Here is a 20,146-nt window from a genome sequence, read left to right as displayed (position 1 = left end):
GGGCCGTGAGCGCGCTCAACGCCATCACACCGGCGCTACCCGGTACCGAAACAGCACGCGAAACGGCAGCCGAGCCCACACCGGAGGCCGCGGAGCTGCCGCTGGAGGGCTTCCGGATCGGAGTGACCTCGCACCGCAGGTCGCAGGACCTGATCGAGGCCTTGGAACGGCGCGGCGCCGAGGTGCTGCACGCCCCGGCGCTGAAGATCGCCCCGGTCCAGGAGGACCTGAGCCTGATCGAGGACACGCGCGCCATCATCGCTGCACGCCCGGAGCTTTGCATCGCCACCACCGCCTACGGGATGCGGCGCTGGTGCGAGGCCGCAGACACCTTCGGGATCGGCGAGCAGCTGCTCGAAACCCTCGGCGCCACCCGGATGTTCGTCCGCGGGCCCAAAGCCCGCGGTGCCGTCCGCGCGGCCGGACTGGCCGACGTCGGGATCAGCAGCGACGAAACCACCGCCACGCTCGTGGACATGCTCCTCGCCGAGGGCGTGCGCGGCAAGACCGTCGCCGTGCAGCTGCACGGCTACACAGACGTCCGGCAGCTCGAACGCCTCCGGATGTCCGGGGCAACGGTCCTGACCGTGACGCCGTACCGCTGGGTCAAGCCCGACGGCGCGGACCGGCTGCCGCGGCTGATCGAGGCCGCCTGCAGCGGGAACCTGGACGTGCTGACCTTCACCAGCGCCCCCGCGGTGGACGCCATGTGGAGCACCGCGCACGAGATGGGACTGTACAAACAGCTCGTGGACAGCCTGAAGACCAACGTCGCCACCGCCGTCGTCGGCCCCATCACGGCGCAGCCGCTCATCGACGCCGGCCTGCAGCCGCTGGTCCCGGACCGGTTCCGGATGGGCGCCCTGATCCGGCTGGTCGTGGAGCACCTGGCCCTGAACCATGTCCGCCGCCTGGATACCGCCTCGGGCCGCGTGGAACTCCGTGGCCGTTCACTGCGGATCGACGGCGACGCCGTGGAACTGGCTCCCGCCCCGCTGCTGCTGCTGCGCGCGCTGCTTGGAGCGGGCGGCGCCGTGCTGTCCCGTGAGTCGCTGTCCGAGCTGCTGGAACTCCGCGGTTCCGTCCATGCCCTGGACATGACGGTCAGCCGGCTGCGTTCGGCCCTGCCGGATGGCCGGCTCGTGGAAACCGTGGTGAAGCGCGGCTACCGGATCCGGGTGTGACCCACGCCATTACTGGCCGGTAAACATTGGCGAACGGACCGCGAAAATCCTGCAACACGGGGGAAACACGCCGGAAAGATCACCCGCCTACGCTGGGGACCATCAAGCAGTCAGGCCACACCACGGGCCACCAGCGAAAGGGCCTCACCATGTCCGCCACCTCCACCGTTTCAGCCGGCTCCGCCGACTCCGCAGCCCGGCCCCGGATTGTCATCGCCGGGGCCGGCCCGGCCGCGCAGGCCCTCGTCCGCCAGCTCACACGGACCCTTTTCGCAGGCGGCATCACGGTGCTCAGCAACCGGGATGACGCGCCCGACGAGCTCCTGGAGATCGCCGCACTCCCGCAGGTCTCCGTCCGCTTCGGCCAGCCGGCCAGCTACATCGATCCGGACAGCCGCTACGTCACGACGGCGGACGGCCTGGAGTTCAGCTACGACCAGCTGGTCATCGCGACGGGGTCCTCACCCGCCGGCGCGCCGCTGGCAGGGGAAGGCCGGTGCCTGAACTACGCCACCATCGACGACGCCGCCCTGCTGGGCGAGGCGGTCAAAGATGTCACGCGGGTCCTTGGCCGGCGCCCGCTGGGCATCCTGGTGGGCACCGGGACGGCGGCCGGCCAGGCCGAGGCCGTGCTGCGGGCCCGCGGTGTCCGCCCCATCCGCACCACCCAGCGGCCGGCCGCCGTCGTTCCCACCCTCGCGGGCTCCACTCTCGCGGCTGCGGGGGTGGTGTTCGAGGACGGCTCCAGCATGGCCGGAGACCTTGTGGTGCTGGCCGAGGAGCCGATTGCCCGGGACGCCCTCGCGGTCAGCGCCGGGCTGAAAACCGCCCGCCAGGGCGGGATCGTGATCGGCCGCGACTTCCGCACGTCCGTCCCGGGGATCTGGGCCATCGGGGATGCCGCCGTGTTCGACGGCGTGCGCCTGGGACTGCTGGTGGCCGCCTCGTCCGCAGCGTCCGTCTGCGCCTCCCAGCTGCTCCAGGCCGGCCTGGCGGAGCCCCTCGCGGAAGCCGCCTGAGCCCCGGCGGCTGCCCTCTGCGGGTGCCCGTTGCGGCAGGCCCCGTTGTGGCAAGATAGACAACCTGAGAAGCCACGAAGGGACCACCATGAGCAACGAAGCCGCCGCGACTGCCGGAGAGACCACCTCCGCAACCACCAGCACTATCGCCTCCTACATCGACCACACCCTGCTCAAGCCTGAGGCCAGCGAGGCCGAGGTCCTCAAGGTGTGCGCCGAGGCCGCCGAGTACCGGTTCAAGTCGGTGTGCGTGAACCCGGTCTGGGTCAAGACGGTCAAGAAGGCCCTGAAGGGCTCAGGCGTGCTGACCTGCTCCGTCGTGGGTTTCCCGCTGGGCGCCACCCCGAGTGACGTCAAGGCTTTTGAGGCCCGCGGCGCCGTGCTGGACGGGGCCGAGGAGGTTGACATGGTGATCAACATTGCCGCGGCCCGGGCCAACGACAAGGGCGCCCTGGTGGACGACATCACCGCCGTCGCCGACGCCGTGCACGAAGGCGGCGCCATCCTGAAGGTCATCATCGAAACGGCGCTGCTGGATGACGCCCAGAAAGTGCTGGCCTGCGAAGCCGCGGTGGAGGCTGGCGCCGATTTCGTCAAGACCTCCACCGGTTTCAACGGCGGCGGAGCCACCGCCGACGACGTCGCGCTGATGCGCCGCACCGTGGGCCCGCACCTGGGCGTCAAGGCCTCCGGCGGGGTGCGTTCGCTCGCCGACGCACAGGCTATGATTGCTGCAGGTGCAACACGTATTGGCGCCAGCTCCGGCATCGCGATTGTCAAGGGTGAACAGGGTTCGTCCGCGTACTGACTGCTATCCGATAACAACCGGAGCTGCCACAGTTTTGAGCCCCACGGGGCCGAGGAGGAACGAATGTCCAGCAAGACCACCACCGCCACGACGCCGCAGAACGAGAACAGCCTCGGCTCCAGCATCATGCTGTTCGTCCTCATGATGGTCCTCTTCGGCGCTTCCCTGTACTCGCTGAGCTTCCTGACGCTGGGCAACCCGTGGCCGATGGCCGTCTGCCTGGTCCTGTTCGCCTTGGCCTTCTGGATTCCGCAGACCATCACCGGCCGCTCGGACTCCGCGGGCGAATTCTAAGCACCGGAAACCTTAGATAACTGAAGCCCCGGATCTTCCGGGGCTTCAGTCATTTAAGCGAGTGCAGTGTGGGCCGCACTGCGGCGGGCTACGCGGCGGCGAGCAGACCGAACAGGCCGTTGATCAAGCCGGTGCCCATGGCGACGGCGGCCGGCCAGTGCACCTTGGCCAGCGCCAGCGCCGCGCCGAACATGCCGATCATGGCGTAGGCGCTGACGGGGATCAGCACGAACCATTCCCGCCGCGAGCCGGCACGCCCCAGCAGCGGGATGGAAAACGCCCCGTTGGCCCTCCAGACGTTCCTGAGCAGCGGCAGTTTCCGCAACAGCTTCGGCGGCTTGATCACGATGGGCCAAAGCAGCGGCACTCCACCGGTGGTGATCATGTCCCCGACGATGTGGACCAGGACCCCGGTCAGCATCGAGACCGGCAGCCAGGTCCACTGGTGCGGCGCGAACCAGGTCACCAGCCCGGCCATGGTGAGGGCAAAAGCCCAGTTGCTGATCCAGCCGTACTTGGGGAACAGCTTGAGGGCCTTCGCGGCGATGTTGATCATGAACATGCACAGCAGCCCGGCGCCCACCGACAGCAGCCCCCAGTCCGTCTGCAGCTGGAACTGCCCGGCCAGCGCCGCCAGCAGCACAAAGAACGCCGCACCCAGCAGGGAATGCGTGCCCTGCCGGTGCCCGCCGGAGACGTTTTCGATCCCGACGGCGATCACGTTCGACAGCGGCGGCAGCGAATGCGCCACCGTGCTGGAGCGGTGGTCCCAGTCGCAGACCAGGGCCGTTCCCGCCGTCGCCATCCCGCCGATCACTATCCCGGTCGCGTCCAGCGGATACCAGCCCAGCGCGTACGGCCCCGCCGAGGCGATAGCCACCCACGCCGCGGCTCCCGACGCGGCGTGGTGTCCTCCCATCAACGGTTAGCCCCCCGTCGGCGAGACGGGTACCGCTGCGTCGGAGAAGATGTTGCGGATGACGCCGTTGGCCCATTCGAGGATTTCGGCGTCCTGCAGGTCGCGGCCGCCGATCCGGGCGGTCTTGGGCTTCGGGATGAGCACCGCGTCCAGGGCGGGCTTGGACTGCGAGCCGGGGTACATCCGGGTGAGCCGCATGAGTTTGGACTCCGGCAGCTGCGCCGGGGAGAACTTGATGAAGTTGCCCTGCAGCGCCACGTCGCTGAGCCCGGCTTCGCGGGCGCCCACCCGGAAGCGGGCGACGTCGATCAGGTTCTTCGCGGGCAACGGCAGCTCGCCGTAGCGGTCCACGAGTTCAGCGAGCACCTCCTCGATCGCCTCGTAGGTGATGGCCGAGGCGAGCTTGCGGTAGGCCTCAAGGCGCAGCCGTTCGCCCGGCACGTAGTCGTGCGGCAGGTGCGCGTTGACCGGCAGTTCGATCTTCATTTCCGCGGCCTTCTCCTCGGCCTCGCCCCGGTACTCCGCGACGGCCTCGCCCACCAGGCGGATGTAGAGGTCGAAGCCGACGCCCTGGATGTGGCCGGACTGCTCGCCGCCCAGCAGGTTGCCGGCACCGCGGATCTCGAGGTCCTTCATGGCCAGCTGCATGCCGGCGCCGAGCTCGTTGTGCGTGGCCACGGCCTTGAGCCGTTCCAGCGCCACCTCGCCCAACGGCTTTTCCGAGGGATACAGGAAGTAGGCGTAGGCGCGTTCGCGGCCGCGGCCCACGCGGCCGCGCAGCTGGTGCAGCTGGGAGAGTCCGTACTTGTCCGCCCCGTCCACGATCAGGGTGTTGGCGTTGGAGATGTCCAGCCCGGTCTCGATGATGGTGGTGCAGACCAGGACGTCGAAGCGCTTTTCCCAGAAGTCCACGATGATCTGCTCCAGCCGGCTCTCGGACATCTGCCCGTGCGCCACTTCCACACGGGCTTCCGGCACGAGCTCGCGGATCTTCGCGGCGGTGCGGTCGATCGTGGAGACCCGGTTGTGCACGAAGAACACCTGGCCCTCGCGCATGAGTTCGCGGCGGATCGCGGCGGACGTCTGCTTGTCCGTGTACGGGCCGACATAGGTCAGCACCGGGTGCCGTTCCTCCGGCGGGGTGGCCAGGGTGGAGGTCTCGCGGATGCCGGTCAGCGACATCTCCAGGGTCCGGGGAATCGGAGTGGCACTCATCGCCAGGACGTCCACGTTGGTGCGCATCTTCTTGAGCGCCTCCTTGTGTTCGACGCCGAAACGCTGCTCCTCATCCACGATCACCAGGCCGAGGTCTTTGAACCCGAAGTCCTTGGACAGCAGCCGGTGTGTGCCGATCACCACGTCCACGGATCCGGCCTTGACTCCCTCGGCGGTCTCCTTGGCTTCCTTGCCGCTTTGGAAGCGGGACAGCGGCTTGACCACCAGCGGGAACCCGGAGAACCGTTCCGTGAACGTCTCATAGTGCTGCTGGGCCAGCAGGGTGGTCGGCACCAGCACGGCGACCTGCTTGCCGTCCTGGACCGCCTTGAACGCCGCCCGGACCGCGATCTCGGTCTTTCCGTAGCCGACGTCGCCGGAGATCAGCCGGTCCATGGGGATCTCGCGCTCCATGTCCGCCTTGACCTCGTTGATGGTGGTCAGCTGGTCCGGGGTTTCCACGTACGGGAACGCTTCCTCGAGCTCGCGCTGCCACGGCGTGTCCGCGCCGAAGGCATAACCGCGGGAGGCCATCCGGGCCGAGTACAGCCGGATGAGCTCGCCGGCGATTTCCTTGACGGCCTTGCGCGCCTTGGACTTGGTACTGGCCCAGTCCGCGCCGCCCATCTTGCTCAGCGCCGGGGTGTCCCCGCCGACGTAGCGGGTGACCTGGTCCAGCTGGTCGGTGGGCACAAAGAGCCGGTCGCCCGGGGCGCCGCGTTTGGACGGCGCGTATTCCAGGACCAGGTATTCGCGCACACCATCCCCGCCACCAGCAACTTTGCGCTGGATCAGCTCCACAAACCGTCCAATGCCGTGCTGTTCGTGCACCACGGAGTCCCCGGCCACCAGCTGCAGCGGATCCACGGCGTTCCTGCGCTTCGACGGCATCCGGCGCATGTCCTTCGTGGAACCGGCGGAGGTGCGGCCCAGCAGGTCAGCCTCGGTCAGCAGCGCCAGCTTGAGCGGCTCCAGGACAAACCCGCGGCCGACGGCGGCGGTGGTCACCTCGATCAGCCCGGGCGTGGGCTCGTCGTCGAGGGTGTCTACCCGGGCGCACGGGATGTCATTGTCGTGGAAGAGTTCCGCGAGCCGCTGGGCGGGGCCGGGGCCTTCGGTGACGACGACGATCCGCCACTGCTCGCGGACGTGGGAGCCGATGAAGTCCATCATTTCGGCGACGTCGCCCTGGTAGCCGCGGGGTTCGCGGGCGTGCAGGTTCAGGACGTCGACGTCGGGAAGCAGCTCTTCATCGGTGGCCAGCGAGGTGATGGACCACCAGGACACCTCGTGCGCAAGCGCTGCCGAGCGGGTTTCGGTGAGCGAGCGGAAGCTGGCGGAGTGCAGGGCCGCCGACGCTTGGGAACTCAGGTCAAGGGGTGCTGTGCCGCCGTCGGACGCCGTTGACCACGCCGCCTCGAGGAACTCCTCGTTCGTGGCGGCGAGGTCATGGGCACGGGTCCGGACCTTCTCCGGTTCGATCACCACCGCCATGGAACCGGCCGGGAACTGGTCCAGGAACGGCACCATGGCGTCCACCAGCACCGGGGCCAGCGATTCCATGCCTTCCACGGCGATGCCGCCGGCGATCTTCTCCAGCATGTCCGCGGCGGCCGGCAGCTGGGACTTCAGCGTCGCGGCACGCGACATCACGGAGGGGGTGATGAGGATTTCGCGGCAAGGCGGGGCGTGCAGTTCGGTGGGGTGGTGCACCCCGGGCGCTGTCAGCGAGCGCTGGTCGGCGACGGCGAACCAGCGCATCTGGTCCACCTCGTCACCAAAGAACTCCACCCGGATGGGGTGGTCCTCGGTGGGCGGGAAAACATCCAGCATCCCGCCGCGGACGGCGAATTCGCCGCGCCGGGTCACCATGTCCACGCGGGCGTAGGCTGCGTCCGCGAGGCTGCGGACCACATCGCTGAACGGGACGTCCTGGCCCACCTTCAGGGTGACCGGAACCAGTTCGCCCAGTCCTGCGACGATCGGCTGGACGACGGCCCGGACCGGGGCGACGACGACGCGCAGGGCGCTGGCGGATGTTTCGGGGTGCGCGAGCCGGCGCAGGACGGACAGGCGCCGGCCTACCGTGTCCGAGCGCGGTGAGAGTCGTTCGTGCGGGAGTGTTTCCCAGCTGGGGAACTCGGCGACGGCGTCGGGGGGGAGGAACGCGCGCAGCGCTTCGGTGAGGTCCTCGGCTTCGCGGCCGGTGGCGGTGACGGCCAGGACGACGGGTGCACGGCGGCTGCCGCCGTCCACCGGGGTGTCCCCTGCTGTGTTTTCCAGCCCGTCCGCCATTTCCGCGAGCAGGGCCGAGCGCAGGCCGGCGGGGGCGCTGATCTGATAATCCTCGCTGCGCGCGGCGAACCCGCGGGCGGCTTCGGCCCGGACGCGGGCGAAATTCCGGTCTTCGGCGAGGACACGGCGCAGACCGGTGAGTGAGGGGCCGTTGAGGCTCATGGCGGAAGCTCCTGGAGGGATCACGGGGTTGCAGGCAACACGAATAGCCGAAATTCGCGAGAATCCCGGGTGCTCCCAGCCTACCGCCCCGTAACCCCGGCGGCACGCGCCGGGGTGCGGACCCGACGCCGGCTCGACCCGCTGCACCAAGACGCGGCAGCACTAGGACAGCGCACAAGGACCCGCCCGCACAAAGACAGGCCCCGGAAGCTCCGGGGCCCGTCTTTTATCCTCCTTGGAGTCGAGTGCTGCTAGCCGAGGTACGCGCCCCTGGCCGGGGTGTAGTTGATGTTGCCGCCCTGGAAGCGCTGGGTGCACCCCCCGCCGGCCAGGCCGCAGTTCTCGCCCGTGACGGGGTATCCCAGCCGGCCCTTCTCATAGCCGAGGCTTCCCCACAGGGTCCGAATCGCACCCCAAGTTGCCTGCGCTCCCGTGGCGGACGTCCAGTGGATGTCGCCGCCCTGGAACTTCTGGTAGCACCCGTTGTTCTTCAGGCCGCAGACCTCGCCACCTGTCGGGTAGCCCAGCTTGCCGTTCTCGTAGCTGAGGCTTGCCCAACGGGTCTTGATCGCCCCGTACGTTGCCTGCGCTCCCGTGGCCGGCGACCAGTGGATGTCGCCGCCCTGGAACTTCTGGTAGCACCCGCCGTCCTTGATGCCACAGACCACCGGTCCGGTGGCTGCCCCCAGCTTCGGCGTGATGGCCGCCCGGGCCGCGATCAAAGGTGTCGCTATCGCAGCCGGACCCGTGACCGCCGCAGCGGGTGTCACCACATTCGATGCCGCGGACCTTGCGCTGGTGCCGCCTGCATTGACTGCCTCAACCTGGAAGTTGTAGGCGGTGCCGTTGTTCAGGCCCACCACCACCAGGCTCGTTTCCGTGGCGGCAATGCCTTCGACGGTCCGGACATCGGTGGTGCCTGTGCGGACCACGATGTTGATCGACTCGGCACCGGCAGGTGCCGCGAAGCGCACCGTCGCCGTGGTGTTGCCGCCAACTGCCGTGGGGGCAGCAGGGGCAGCGGGCGCCTGGACAGCGGCCGGGACAACATCGATGGTCTGGTCGGAGAACCGCAGCTTCTCAACGTTGGTGATCCGGTCAGTGCCATCCTCCGCCCTGCCGCCTACATGCTCCACGGTGGTGACGCCGTCGACGGTGTTGATGTCGTACTCAGCCATCGCCCCGGAGAACACGGCCGTGTCGACATCGGATGCGCCCGGGGTGGAGAGGATCTCCCGGACGATCTTGACATTGCCGGGATCGATCCTGCCCGCCATGATGTCGGCCTGGAGCCCGGTCAGGGTCGTGACGGTCCTGACCTGTTCGCCCGCGGCGTTGACAACACTGAGCCGGACGTTGAGCCACTTGTCGCCGTCGATGATGTCATCGGCGCCGTTGCCCCAGATCTCGTCGCTGCCGGAGCCGCCGATGATGATGTTGCCAGCGCCGAAGGTGGTGGCACCCGCAGGCAGCAGGCCCGCCAGTCCGTTGATCCGCGCAATGCCCGCCGCGTCCAGCGTGTTGGTCAGCCCATCGACGTTGACCTCGGTGTTGGGCACGGACGGCACCTCGTCGTCGCCGCGGAGCACGTCGTTCTTGTCCCAGCCCGAGAGGGCCTCGACCAGGAGGAAGCGGTCCTTGAGGGCGTTCGGCCCGTCGACGATGATCTGGCGCATGTCCGAATCGGCCGCTTCGATCGAGCGGGCGTGGGTGACCCAGTCGAAGCCGAAGACACCGTGGTTGCGTTCGATGCCGGGGCCGGCGACCATAATGTCGTCGCCGCCTTCGGCGTCGTAGTCGTCCTCACCGGAATCACCGATCAGGACGTCGTGGCCCGGAGCGTTGATGTCGTCGAAGAACGGTGCGCCGCTGTCACCCTGCAGCAGGTCGTTGGAGTTTCCGCCTTCCTGCCAGTCATCGCCGCCGCCGCCGAACACTGCGTCCGGTCCGTCGCCGGAGAGGACCAGGTCGTTGCCTTCACCAGCGAACGTTTCGTTGCTGTTGAGGCCGCCGTTGGAGAAGTCGTCGCCCTCACCGGACATGACGATGTCCAGGCCGGGTCCGGCGTCGATCGCGTCGTTGCCGGGTCCGCCCTTGAGGACGTCATCGCCGTGGGAATCAGTGACCCGGTCGTTGCCTTCGCCGCCGAGCACGACGTCGGCGCCGTCGCTGCCTTCGATGATGTCGTTGCCGCCGTTGCCCCAGATGGTGTCGTTGTCGATGCCACCCCAGATCCTGTCCCCCGCCAGTGCGGGATCCTGGGGGGCGGCGTCGTCCCGTCCGTTGTAGGTGGCCTGGGCATTCAGCCCGGCACGGTCAACCGTGTTGCTGACGCGGTAACGGATGGTACCGTCCGCCATCCGCATGAGGAGCGCCGCTTCGTCGCAGGACGAGGCCGGATCATCGGCCACCGAGTTGCCGGTGGTTGCGGTGATGTTGGCCATCTCGAACTCGCAGTCCGCGACGCCGAACACGTCAGCCTTGAGGGCCGATGCATCGGTGTTGCGCATGATGAGCTCGGACAGGGAGTTGCCTTCCAGCTGGGTCCGCAGGTTCAGGCCCGAGGTGCGGGAAAGGTAGTACAACCGGTCCCCGTCCTGGAGGTCCGTCATCTGGCGTTCAAAGATGTAGTTGAACGTCGAGCCCAGCAGTCCGCCGAAGAGGTTCTGGTATTCGGCGAGCCCGCCCACCCAGAGGTCGACGTTATTCAGGCCGGTGGGCTGTGTTTCCCAGGCGCCGGTGCTGTTGACGAACTCGAAGGAGTCAGCCGGTGTCGCGGCGTCCCCCGTGTTCATATCGAACAACCGCTGGGCAGCCTCCCGCTTGCCGGTGACCGACGTTGCGGCCGTGATGGTCGGGTGGGTGCCGTAGGCGGCCATGAAGTTGACCACGGAATCCGGGTGCTTCAGGTTCTGGCCGAAATCCACCCAGCTGGTGTACGGCTTCAGCGAGGACTCGCCGGTGCTCTTGTACAGCTGGGAGCGGAAGTTGTTCAGGGACGGGATGCCGGTATCACGGCCGCGGGCCAGGTTCAGCGAGGCAAGGTCCAGGGGCAGGCCCAGGACGTTGTTCCGCAGGGTGTCGGTCACGAACTCGTCGAGTTCCGCACCCACCTGGTCCGTCATGCCCATGGCGATGGCCCCCGCAGCCTGCTTCGGGTTCAGGGTGCCCCCGGTGCTGGCGTAGTAGGCCGTCGGATTGAGGAAGGCGTCCAGCAGCGGCATGCCGATGTCGGTGCCGTTGTTGGTCTTCCGGTCAATCGTCTCGGTCAGCATCGAGTGCCCGAACCGGTAGGTGGCGTGGGCGAACTCGGCCTTGATCGCAGGGTCGATGCCGGTGTCCGACTGGGTGAACACGTTGAAGCCGTTGATACCCGGCTGGATCTTGCGCGCAAAGTCCTCGAAGACGATGTGCTGGTATTCCATCTCCGTGACATAGCGCGCGGCCTGGAACAGGCGTTCACCGTTCCACGCCCCGTTGGCGAGCTTCCACTCGTTCAGGTCGATGTTCTGCGTCGTGACCAGGTTCTGCATGTAGCCGACCAGCCGGTTGTGCTCCGAGTGGAACACCTGGTGGATCGCCGTCAGGCCGATGTTCTCGTTGACGCGTCCGTCGCCGGCGATGAAATGTGCCGCCAGCTGCTCGTTGTCATAGGTTCCCGGAGTAGCCAACGGCTGGGCGACCGGGTTGAGGTCACTATCGCCATCGGCTGTCAGCGGAGCACCGGTCTGGGAGTTGAACGGCGCCGCGTTGTGCGCGATGTCGTCCAGGAAGGCGATGCCGATGCGCTTGACGTTGGCCGGCGGGGCCACCGGGGTGGTCAGGTTGCCCTCAACCCGGCCCGTGGCGGTCTCGTACTGCGGGAGGCCGTTGGGCCCGCGCAGGAAGCGGCCGTACTGGTCCGTTGCGATCTTGGGGATGTCAGCCACGTCATAGTCCGACAGGTCCAGGCCCAGGAGCTCCCGGGCCTGCTTCTCGACGTGCGCCCAGGTGGCCATGCCGCCCGGTTCGCCCTCGATCAGTTCGCCGGTGGCAACCGGCTTGTTGCCGGCCAGGACGTATTCACGCAGGAACACCTGGTGCGAGGGGTGGGACGCGTAGGTCTGGCTCTGGTCCACCCACGGCGAATCGGTGTTCGTGGCGTCCTGGACGTCGTCAGCGTTGCCCAGGATCCCGTCGGCACCGGCCTGGTTCTCGGCCCGGTTCAGCAGCATGAAGTTCGTGCGCCCGCCCGGAACGTAGAGCGGGTCGTCCTCGGCCAGCGGCATCATGACGTAGTTCTTGGTCTTCTTCGTGAAGTCCACGCCGTGATCGAAGAACTGCCCGAACAAGGCGAACATGCCGTTGTAGGGCGGTGAGAGCCCGAAGTCGGTGGTGACGTTCGGGATGTCAAGAGTCTCACCCTCGGCCACGCAGCCCGCCGGCAAGCCTGCGCCATCGCAGGGCACCGCCGTCGGGCTGTCATTGACCGTGCGGTGCGCCTTGCCGGAAGCGGCAACGGCGGCCGGGTTGGTGACTGTCTGGTCCACGATCACGTTGCTGACGAAACGCGGGGTGCCGTCCGTAACGTTGGAATTCACTGATTTGTAGTTCTGGCCGGCGGCCGGCGTGCGCCACTCAGGATCCGCGAGGCGCGGGAAGACCCGGCTTGCGGAACCGAAATCGTTCTGGCCCTCCACCAGGTTGTTCTCCGTGCCGTCTACGGTGCGGAGGCCGTAGGGCAGCAGCGGGTTGGCAATCTGGTTGGGCCCCAAGCCCATCAGCGGCGCGCCCGGGACATCGTTGCCCTGGGCGTCCTCCTTGGTGGCATGGTTCTCGGCGATCTTGATCTGTTTCAAAATGAACCGCATGTCACCGGCATTGAGCGTGAATCCTTGACCGGTCGGCGCTGCGGATACCGCCGGCGCCAGAACAGTCGGCACAACCCCCGCGCTTAGCAGGAGAGCGAGGGCACCGGCCGCGAACTTGCGCGTGACACCCGGTGCCTTCCCTCTATTCGGGGGATTGCCGACCCCCCCTCGGGTCTTGCGATGTTTCGCCATGATCTTCCTCCATTTAGTCATGCCGGCTCCCCCCTGAATGTGGTCGCTCGGTGCACTGGATGGCCACAGCCTCGTCGTGGTGCCTTTGGAAATTCTTGGGACGTGTGGGCCGACGGAGGCGGAGGGTGGTAGAGAAAGACGTAATGCTCCCTGTGACTGATGGGATCTGGCTGCGAAGCAGCCACAGGAGCGGGCGAGGCTTAGCCGAACGGTCCGGTGCCGTGATTGCTAAGCTTGCTGTCCACGCTGTACCACCTCCGAGGAGACTCCATGAGCGACAATCCACGCACGGTGCTGGTCACCGGTGCGACCGGCTACATCGGCGGGCGGCTGGTACCCCGGCTGCTGGACGCCGGGCACACGGTCAAGGTCCTGGTCCGGACGCCGGCGAAGATCGCCGGGGTGCCCTGGCTGGCGGACGTCGAAGTGGTCCAAAGCAGCCTCGACGACGGCGATGCCTTGCGCGAGGCCCTGGACGGCGTCGACGTTCTCTACTATCTGGTCCATTCCATGGCTGCCGGGGCGGGATTCGAAGCCACGGAAAAGGAAATGGCCGGGACCGCGGCGCGGGCCGCAGCCGACGCCGGCGTGGGCAGGATCGTTTACCTGGGCGGCCTGCACCCCGCCAGTGCCAAACTCTCCACCCACATGAGGTCCCGCGAAGCCGTGGGCAAGGTCTTCCTGGACAGTCCGGTGGACGCCATCGTTTTCCAGGCCGGCGTCGTGATCGGTTCCGGCTCGGCGTCGTTCGAGATGATCCGGCACTTGTCCGAGACGCTCCCGGTGATGCCCGCCCCCAGCTGGGTGCGCAATAAGATCGAAGCGATCGCCGTCCGCGATGTGTTGCACTACCTCGTCGGCGCAGCAGCGCTCGAAGGCCCGATTAACCGCACTTTTGACATCGGATCCCGCCAGGTCCTCAGTTACGCCGGGATGATGCAGGAATACGCCGCCGAGGCCGGGCTTCCCCGGCGCTGGGTCCTCGCGTTACCGGTACCCGCTCCGAAACTCGCCGGACTGTGGGTTGCGCTGGTTACCCCGATTCCGCTGTCGATGTCCCTCCCGCTCGTGGAGTCCCTCCAGCACGACGCCGTCTCCCGGGAACACGATATCGATGCGTACATCCCGCTGCCCGACGGCGGGCTGACGCCCTACCGCCGCGCTGTGGCCCTTGCCCTGGGCAAGGAGCGCGACGGCCAGGTGGAGACAACCTGGGCCAGCGCGGGGGCGGACGCCGATCCCCTGCCCAGCGACCCGGATTGGGCCGGTCACCGCGTGTACCTCGACGAGCGCACCTACTCCAGTCCGGTGGACCCGAAGTACGTCTGGACCATCATCGAAGGGATTGGCGGCAGCAACGGCTGGTATTCGCTGCCGCTGGCGTGGCGCGTCCGCGGCTGGCTGGACAAACTCACCGGCGGGGCCGGCCTGCTTCGGGGACGGCGGCACCCGCATCAGCTGGCCGAAGGAGAGGTGGTGGACTGGTGGCGGGCCGAACGGATCGACCGCGGCCGGCTGCTCCGGCTGCGGGCCGAAATGCGGGCGCCGGGCCGGGCCTGGCTGGAGCTCTCGGTGGAGCCGGAGGGAACCGGCAGCCGGTACCGGCAGCGGGCCATCTTCTTCCCAAAGGGTCTCGGCGGGCGGTTGTACTGGCTGGCCGTCCTGCCGTTCCACAGCCTGATCTTCCCTGCCATGTCGCGCAACATCACGGCCGCGGCGAAGGATCTCCGGGATCTCGAATCGGAGCCTGCCGGACACACCGCGTAGGATGTTTGGAGCCCGAATCGACCAGTTCCACTCCACGGAGGACCCCCTATGGCTTTGAGTGCATCCACCAACCTTCCGCACAGCGTCGACCGCGTCACCGCTGTTTTCGTGAACGAAGACTTCCTGCGCCACACGAGCGAGCTCGTCGGCGGCACTCTCGAATCCTTTGCCGTCGACGGCGATACGGCCGGCGCTTTCAACACGACCACGGTGCGTACCATCCCGACCACCCGCATGCCGGACCTCGCCCGGAAGTTCGTCGGCGAAAGCCTCAAGGTGACGCAGCTCGAGGCCTGGGACGCCCCCGCCGCCGATGGCTCCCGGCTCAGCAACATCACCCTGAAGGTCTCCGGCGCCCCGCTGGACGTCACCGCCGTCCAGCGTCTGGTCTCCGACGGCGGCAGCACACGGATCGAGCTTGAGGGCACCGTGACGTCCTCGGTTCCGTTCCTGGGCGGCAAGATCGCCGAAGCGGCCGAACCGATGGTGGGCAAGGCCCTGAACATCCAGTCCACGCAGGCCCAGGCCTGGCTCGAAAGCCACTAGCGCATGGAGCTGCCGGCAGTCCTGTCCGTCGTCCTGATCGTGGCCGGCGTGTGGTCCCTCGCGGTCTGGCCGCAGTTCCTGCGCCGGGTGATGAAGGACCCCAGATCCCGCGACGCGAACGGCAAAGCCACCCGTTTCCTCACCGTCCACGTCGTTCTCGTCAGCATTTCCCTGCTGCTGGGGGCGGCGACGGCGGCCATCGGGATTGCCGGCCTCATCGGCTAGCCGGGCACCACCCGGGCCGCAGGCCTTCAGCACAACAGCCCGGCGCCCGAACAGGGCGCCGGGCTGTTGTGTGTTTGGCTAGGGTGCCGGTGTGCTGGGGGCCAGCGCCTGGGCGAGGGCGTCCTCGGCCGCCACCCAGGAAATCATGGCGCACTTCACCCGGGCGGCGTATTTCGAAACACCTTCAAAGGCTGACGCGTCACCGAGGATTTCAGGATCTGCGGCCAGTTTCCCGCGGGACCGAAGGACTTCGCGGAAATGGTCAATGACCTCCGTGAAGCTGCCCACCTCCATCCCCTCGGCAAGGTCGGCCAGCACGGAGGCCGACGCCATGGAAATCGAACAACCGGCCCCGTCCCACCGCAACTGGGCGACCTTTCCCTCCGACACCGCCACGCGGACCGTGATCTCATCCCCGCAGACAGGATTGAGCTGGTGGGACTGGCCGGACGGCATCCCGGCCGGAACCGGCGTCTCCGCCAGTCCGCTGCCGGTACGCAGTTTGGCGTGTTCCAGAATGATCTGCTGGTACAGCTGTTCAAGGCTCATGCGCGGCAGTCCTTAGGCTCCAAAGTAGGCACGGACCCCGGCGACAGCCGCGAGGAACGCATCCACATCGGACGTCGTGTTGTACAGGTACGTGCTGGCGCGGGTGCTGGCTGTCAGACCCAGGCGGCGGTGCAGCGGCTGCGCGCAGTGGTGGCCAACCCGGACCGCGATTCCCTTGCTGTCCAAAAACTGTCCGACGTCGTGCGCGTGCACACCGGCGACGTCGAAGGACGCCAAGCCGATCCGCTCCTGTCCGGGCGCCGGGCCGAGGACGCGCACGCCGGGAATGGTTGCCAGGCCTTCGACGAGGCGTTGCCCCAGCAGGGATTCCCAGGCGTGGACACGGTCCATCCCCGTCTCGGTAAGGTAGTTCGCCGCGGCCGCGAGGGCGATGGCCTGGGAGACTTTCTGCGTGCCGGCCTCGAACCGCTGCGGGGCAGGCAGGAACGCGGCGCGCTCCATCGTCACCGTGGTGATCATCGATCCGCCGGTCAGGAAAGGCGGCAGCGCGTTCAGCAATTCGGACCGGCCGTACAACACGCCGATGCCGGTGGGCCCCAGCATTTTGTGTCCCGAAAGGACCGCGAAGTCAACGCCGAGGTCCTTCACGTCCAACGGCAGGTGGGGCGCGGACTGGCAGGCATCCAGCACCGTAAGGGCACCCACCTGGCGGGCCATCGCCACAAGCTTCTTGACCGGGTTGATCGTGCCCAGCACATTGGAGGCGTGGCTGAAGGCGAGGACCCGCGTTGCCGGGCTGATGATGCCGCCGGCAGCTTCGAGGTCCAGCACGCCCGCGTCGTCGACCGGGATGAACCGAAGGCTCGCGCCGGTCCGCTCCGCCAACTGCTGCCACGGGATGAGGTTTGCGTGGTGCTCCATCTCGGTGACCACAATCTCGTCGCCGGCGCCCAGGGCGAACCGTGCGGCCGGAGCACCGGCGCCCGGCAGGGACGAGTTCAGAAACGCGTAGCTGAGCAGGTTCAGGCCCTCGGTGGCGTTGGAGGTCCAGATGATCTCGTCGGCTCCCGCGCCCAGGAAGGCAGCGAGAGTTTCGCGCGCATCTTCGAAGGACTCCGTGGCCTCCACAGCCAGCAGGTGCGCACCGCGGTGCACGGCGGCGTTGCGCTGCTCATAGAACTCCTGCTCAGCTTCAATGACGCTGAGGGGGTTCTGCGACGTCGCACCGGAGTCAAGATAGATCAACGGGTGGCCGCCGACGGACCGGGAGAGGACGGGGAAGTCGTTGCGGATCCGCAGCACCTCGTCGTCGGTCAGTGCAGGCGTGAGCACGGCCTGGGACTCTGACGTGGGCACAAAAACCACGCTGGCCTCCTCGGATCGGGGTTAGATGGACTACTATCCATCATCCCACGGAACGGGACCGCGGAATCTGCGGCCGGCATCAGGGCGGGAGCGGATCGCCGCCCGTGTCCATCAGGTCGATGCGCCGGCTGACGCCCAGCTTCGCGAAGAGACGGTAGAGGTGCCCTTCCACGGTCCGCTGGGACACGCAGAGCCTGCTGGCGATCTCGGCATTCGTGGCTCCGCCGGACACCAGGTCAAGGATTTCGGATTCCCTGGCGGTAAGTTCCGCGTCTTGCTCCGGACGAACGAGGTCAATGTGGGCAGCCATCCCGGCGGCGGTCATCCGGTTATGGATCTTGCGCTGGACTGCGAGCAGTCTCCGCTTGTCGGTGGATTCCGCCAGGCACCGCTCGGCCTGCTGCGCGGCTTCGAGGGCCAGGAGCACAAAGCCGCCACGCAGCGCCTTGTCGCTGATCCGGACGAGCTCGGCGTCGTCGGAGTTCAGCACGGCGAGTGCATAGTCGTGCAGCATTCCCGCTTCCCGCCCCTCCACCGCGGAGCTGCTGACGGCCAGACCGTCGGCGGCCCCCGCGTCTCCCCGGCGCACGGCAAGCCGTCTGATGTCGGTTTCAGTGCCCTGCAACCCCTGCCGCCTGGCCTCCGCAGCAAGGCCCTCGAGCCTCTTGCCGGCCGCCCCGGCCCCGCCGGGTGCTCCCCCGGCCGCGGTTGAGTACGCCTCGGCGAGCAGCGGAACCGACCCCGGCCCGCGGTACCGTGACAGCCGGAACGCGGACGCATGCTCCTCTGCCTCCTGGGTGTGGCCGACGGCGGCAGCGGCATAGGCGGCCACGGCATGGGCAAGGGGCAGCAATTCCCAGGGATCGGCAATCGTGAGTTCCTCGACACCAAGAACAAGTTCGGCGGCACCTTCGGGCATGCGCCCCTGACGGACACGGGCGAGGCCCCTCATCAGGTGCAGGATGCCGCCGCTGAGCAGCAGCCTCGAAGGGTAGTGGGCTTCGTACTCATCGAGGGCTGCAGCGAGCGCCTGCCATTCTCCGGCCCAGTTCAACGTCAGGCCGTAGCGCACCAGGAGGTCTTCATAGACAAGCGGCAGTGCCATGCCGGCGCTTTGCGCCTCCTGCCATGCCTCCCGGGCGAGCCCAAGGCCCTCCGCTATCCTGCCCTTGGCGCAGAGCAGTTCGGCGAGCAGCGACTCCGCCGCGAGTTTGATCTCGGGCCGCTCCCCGGCGGCCGCGACCAGTTGGCTCAGCCTGCCCTCACGGTCCCCCTGGATCCCGGCCGCCCCGGCAACGGGAGCAAGGTCCAGCCACGATGGCCCCACGGCGGCATCACTGTGAAAGGTGCCCCGGCCGCTGCGCAGTGGACCGGCGTCGGGCGTTCCGGCGGGACCCCCCAAACCCGCGGATGTCTCTCCGGTCAGCGGCGCCTTCGGGCGTCCCCGCAGGCGGGAGGACAACAGCGCCGCCAGATAGCGGGACGTCTCGTTTGGAATCGGTTCCGCGAGCTGCAGCAATTTAGCGGACTCTGCGCCTTCGCCCAGCAAATACCGCGCATAGGCCATCTGCAGCCGGGCCTCGGGAACCATCGCGTCATCGGAAATGGCCTCCGCGGTCCTGAGCGCGGTCTGCGCATCGAGCGCGACGTTGGCAGCGCAGGCCGCCGTGAGGAGCTGCTCGGCCGGAACGTCAGCTCCGCAGTCCAGTGCCCACCGGACCCGGTTCAGCAGGGCGTCCGGGGGCACAGATGTCACCGGCGGCAGGGACACAAAACTGGCACGCAATCCGGCGCTCCTGCCGGCTGGAACCCAACGGCGAATGATCTCGCCGATCAGCGGACTCGCGGCACGGACGGTCCGGTCGGCACCTCGTGAGACGCTGATGATACCGGCCATCTCCAGGGCGTCGACGGCTTTCGGCCCGCCAAATCCCAACAGCTGGCCGAGCGGAAGCGGTCCCGCCAGGGCCACTATGGCAGCGGTTGTCCTTTCCTCGGGTGACATCGACCGCAGCTCGTGGCCGATCAGGTCCGCGACCGGGATATCGGACAAAACGGGTCGGGAGAGGAGGAACCAGATGCCATGGCGCAGTCCCAGGGCCCCGGTGTCCCGGGCGTGTTCGATCAGGGACAGCAGCATAAAGGGATTCCCGGCGGACGCATCCGCCAGGATCGCGGTGGCCCAGGGCGAGACATCGGCGCGGAGAACCTGCTCGCAGAGCTGGTGCACTTCGGCCCGGGTGAGCGGCTCCAGGTCGAATTTCGCGAGAATCCCGTCATCCCAGAGGGCCAGGAACTCCGCGGGGATGAGCAGCCCCGGCCGGCAGGTGACCAGCACGTTGGCGGCACCGGTGGCGACGGCCTGGGCAACAAGCTGGGTGGTCCCGCGGTCCAGGCATTGGGCGTCGTCGATGACGAACAGCGGCTTGCTTGGTTGCGCTTTGATGCTGTCGGTCACGGCCTTCACGACTGCGGAGAACGAGTCCAGATCGTGTGCGGGCAGCTCGCCGAGGTAGGGCGACAGTGCGCCGAAAGGCACGGCCGACAGTGCCGGTGTCGCTGCCAGTCTAATCACGGCCGTGTGAGGCTGGAGTTCGCGTATGACCGCCCTGGAGACGGCGGTCTTCCCGGTGCCCGGGTTGCCGACGATGAGGGCACCGGACATGCCGCTGTCGCGCAGGCATCGGAGGATGTCCTTGACGACCCCGGACCGGCCGACCAGAGTGGTCGACTCAGTCAGGCCTTCCACCTGCGCCCCTTCCTTCGGCGCGGCGGATTCCACCGCCCGGAGGATA

Annotated in this window: 13 protein-coding genes; 7 read left to right on the top strand and 6 right to left on the bottom strand. The window is 67.8% G+C overall.

Features of this window, described 5'->3' with window-relative positions; all coding sequences use genetic code 11:
* Window positions 1–23: 23 nt before the first annotated feature.
* The 4 genes from AC6EUH_RS07145 to AC6EUH_RS07130 all read left to right on the top strand — a co-directional run bounded on the left by AC6EUH_RS07145 (window position 24) and on the right by AC6EUH_RS07130 (window position 3,305).
* On the top strand, window positions 24–1,184 hold the full coding sequence (locus AC6EUH_RS07145; protein ID WP_499738219.1) for a uroporphyrinogen-III synthase: 1,161 nt from the start codon (window positions 24–26) through the stop codon (window positions 1,182–1,184).
* Window positions 1,185–1,333: 149 nt separating this feature from the next.
* Window positions 1,334–2,203: an FAD-dependent oxidoreductase gene (locus AC6EUH_RS07140; protein ID WP_499738195.1), complete on the top strand. Its 870-nt coding sequence runs from the start codon at window positions 1,334–1,336 to the stop codon at window positions 2,201–2,203.
* An 88-nt stretch (window positions 2,204–2,291) separates the two neighbouring features.
* Window positions 2,292–3,011: a deoxyribose-phosphate aldolase gene (deoC, locus tag AC6EUH_RS07135; protein WP_499738194.1), complete on the top strand. Its 720-nt coding sequence runs from the start codon at window positions 2,292–2,294 to the stop codon at window positions 3,009–3,011.
* Between the two features lie 63 nt (window positions 3,012–3,074).
* Window positions 3,075–3,305 (top strand): hypothetical protein, encoded by a 231-nt coding sequence (locus AC6EUH_RS07130; protein ID WP_056433212.1) that lies wholly within the window; start codon window positions 3,075–3,077, stop codon window positions 3,303–3,305.
* An 88-nt stretch (window positions 3,306–3,393) separates the two neighbouring features.
* Here the strand turns inward: AC6EUH_RS07130 and AC6EUH_RS07125 are convergent, their stop codons facing one another.
* From AC6EUH_RS07125 to AC6EUH_RS07115, 3 genes are all read right to left on the bottom strand, one after another.
* Window positions 3,394–4,224, bottom strand: coding sequence for a metal-dependent hydrolase (locus AC6EUH_RS07125; protein ID WP_499738193.1), 831 nt, complete (start codon window positions 4,222–4,224; stop codon window positions 3,394–3,396).
* A gap of 6 nt (window positions 4,225–4,230) precedes the next feature.
* Window positions 4,231–7,896 (bottom strand): transcription-repair coupling factor, encoded by a 3,666-nt coding sequence (gene mfd, locus AC6EUH_RS07120; RefSeq protein WP_499738192.1) that lies wholly within the window; start codon window positions 7,894–7,896, stop codon window positions 4,231–4,233.
* A gap of 251 nt (window positions 7,897–8,147) precedes the next feature.
* On the bottom strand, window positions 8,148–12,746 hold the full coding sequence (locus AC6EUH_RS07115) for a peroxidase family protein (protein ID WP_499738191.1): 4,599 nt from the start codon (window positions 12,744–12,746) through the stop codon (window positions 8,148–8,150).
* A gap of 462 nt (window positions 12,747–13,208) precedes the next feature.
* On the opposite strand from AC6EUH_RS07115, the gene AC6EUH_RS07110 reads away from it, so the two are divergent.
* The 3 genes from AC6EUH_RS07110 to AC6EUH_RS07100 are packed head-to-tail and all read left to right on the top strand — an operon-like array spanning window position 13,209 to window position 15,476.
* Window positions 13,209–14,705 (top strand): SDR family oxidoreductase, encoded by a 1,497-nt coding sequence (locus tag AC6EUH_RS07110; RefSeq protein ID WP_499738190.1) that lies wholly within the window; start codon window positions 13,209–13,211, stop codon window positions 14,703–14,705.
* 48 nt (window positions 14,706–14,753) lie between these two features.
* Window positions 14,754–15,251, top strand: a complete 498-nt coding sequence (locus AC6EUH_RS07105) for a DUF2505 domain-containing protein (RefSeq protein ID WP_056433204.1) — start codon at window positions 14,754–14,756, stop codon at window positions 15,249–15,251.
* 3 nt (window positions 15,252–15,254) lie between these two features.
* Complete coding sequence (locus AC6EUH_RS07100) at window positions 15,255–15,476, top strand: SCO4848 family membrane protein (RefSeq protein WP_056433203.1); 222 nt, start codon at window positions 15,255–15,257, stop codon at window positions 15,474–15,476.
* Between the two features lie 78 nt (window positions 15,477–15,554).
* Here the strand turns inward: AC6EUH_RS07100 and sufU are convergent, their stop codons facing one another.
* The 3 genes from sufU to AC6EUH_RS07085 form a co-directional block, all read right to left on the bottom strand.
* On the bottom strand, window positions 15,555–16,025 hold the full coding sequence (gene sufU, locus AC6EUH_RS07095) for a Fe-S cluster assembly sulfur transfer protein SufU (protein ID WP_056433202.1): 471 nt from the start codon (window positions 16,023–16,025) through the stop codon (window positions 15,555–15,557).
* 12 nt (window positions 16,026–16,037) lie between these two features.
* Window positions 16,038–17,342, bottom strand: coding sequence for a SufS family cysteine desulfurase (locus AC6EUH_RS07090; RefSeq protein ID WP_499738218.1), 1,305 nt, complete (start codon window positions 17,340–17,342; stop codon window positions 16,038–16,040).
* A gap of 88 nt (window positions 17,343–17,430) precedes the next feature.
* Window positions 17,431–20,133, bottom strand: a complete 2,703-nt coding sequence (locus tag AC6EUH_RS07085) for a helix-turn-helix transcriptional regulator (RefSeq protein WP_499738189.1) — start codon at window positions 20,131–20,133, stop codon at window positions 17,431–17,433.
* Window positions 20,134–20,146: the final 13 nt, after the last annotated feature.

It is taken from the genome of Arthrobacter sp. 001422645, assembly GCF_059816125.1.
This window is presented reverse-complemented; position numbering and strand designations above follow the sequence as displayed.

Excerpts from the sequence above, each read along its gene's own strand:
- AC6EUH_RS07115 (WP_499738191.1), bottom strand. The coding sequence starts at position 12,746 with ATGCGGTTCATTTTGAAACAGATCAAGATCGCCGAGAACCATGCCACC.
- AC6EUH_RS07140 (WP_499738195.1), top strand. The coding sequence starts at position 1,334 with ATGTCCGCCACCTCCACCGTTTCAGCCGGCTCCGCCGACTCCGCAGCC.
- AC6EUH_RS07110 (WP_499738190.1), top strand. The coding sequence starts at position 13,209 with ATGAGCGACAATCCACGCACGGTGCTGGTCACCGGTGCGACCGGCTAC.
- AC6EUH_RS07125 (WP_499738193.1), bottom strand. The coding sequence starts at position 4,224 with ATGGGAGGACACCACGCCGCGTCGGGAGCCGCGGCGTGGGTGGCTATC.
- AC6EUH_RS07105 (WP_056433204.1), top strand. The coding sequence starts at position 14,754 with ATGGCTTTGAGTGCATCCACCAACCTTCCGCACAGCGTCGACCGCGTC.
- mfd (WP_499738192.1), bottom strand. The coding sequence starts at position 7,896 with ATGAGCCTCAACGGCCCCTCACTCACCGGTCTGCGCCGTGTCCTCGCC.
- AC6EUH_RS07100 (WP_056433203.1), top strand. The coding sequence starts at position 15,255 with ATGGAGCTGCCGGCAGTCCTGTCCGTCGTCCTGATCGTGGCCGGCGTG.
- sufU (WP_056433202.1), bottom strand. The coding sequence starts at position 16,025 with ATGAGCCTTGAACAGCTGTACCAGCAGATCATTCTGGAACACGCCAAA.
- deoC (WP_499738194.1), top strand. The coding sequence starts at position 2,292 with ATGAGCAACGAAGCCGCCGCGACTGCCGGAGAGACCACCTCCGCAACC.
- AC6EUH_RS07130 (WP_056433212.1), top strand. The coding sequence starts at position 3,075 with ATGTCCAGCAAGACCACCACCGCCACGACGCCGCAGAACGAGAACAGC.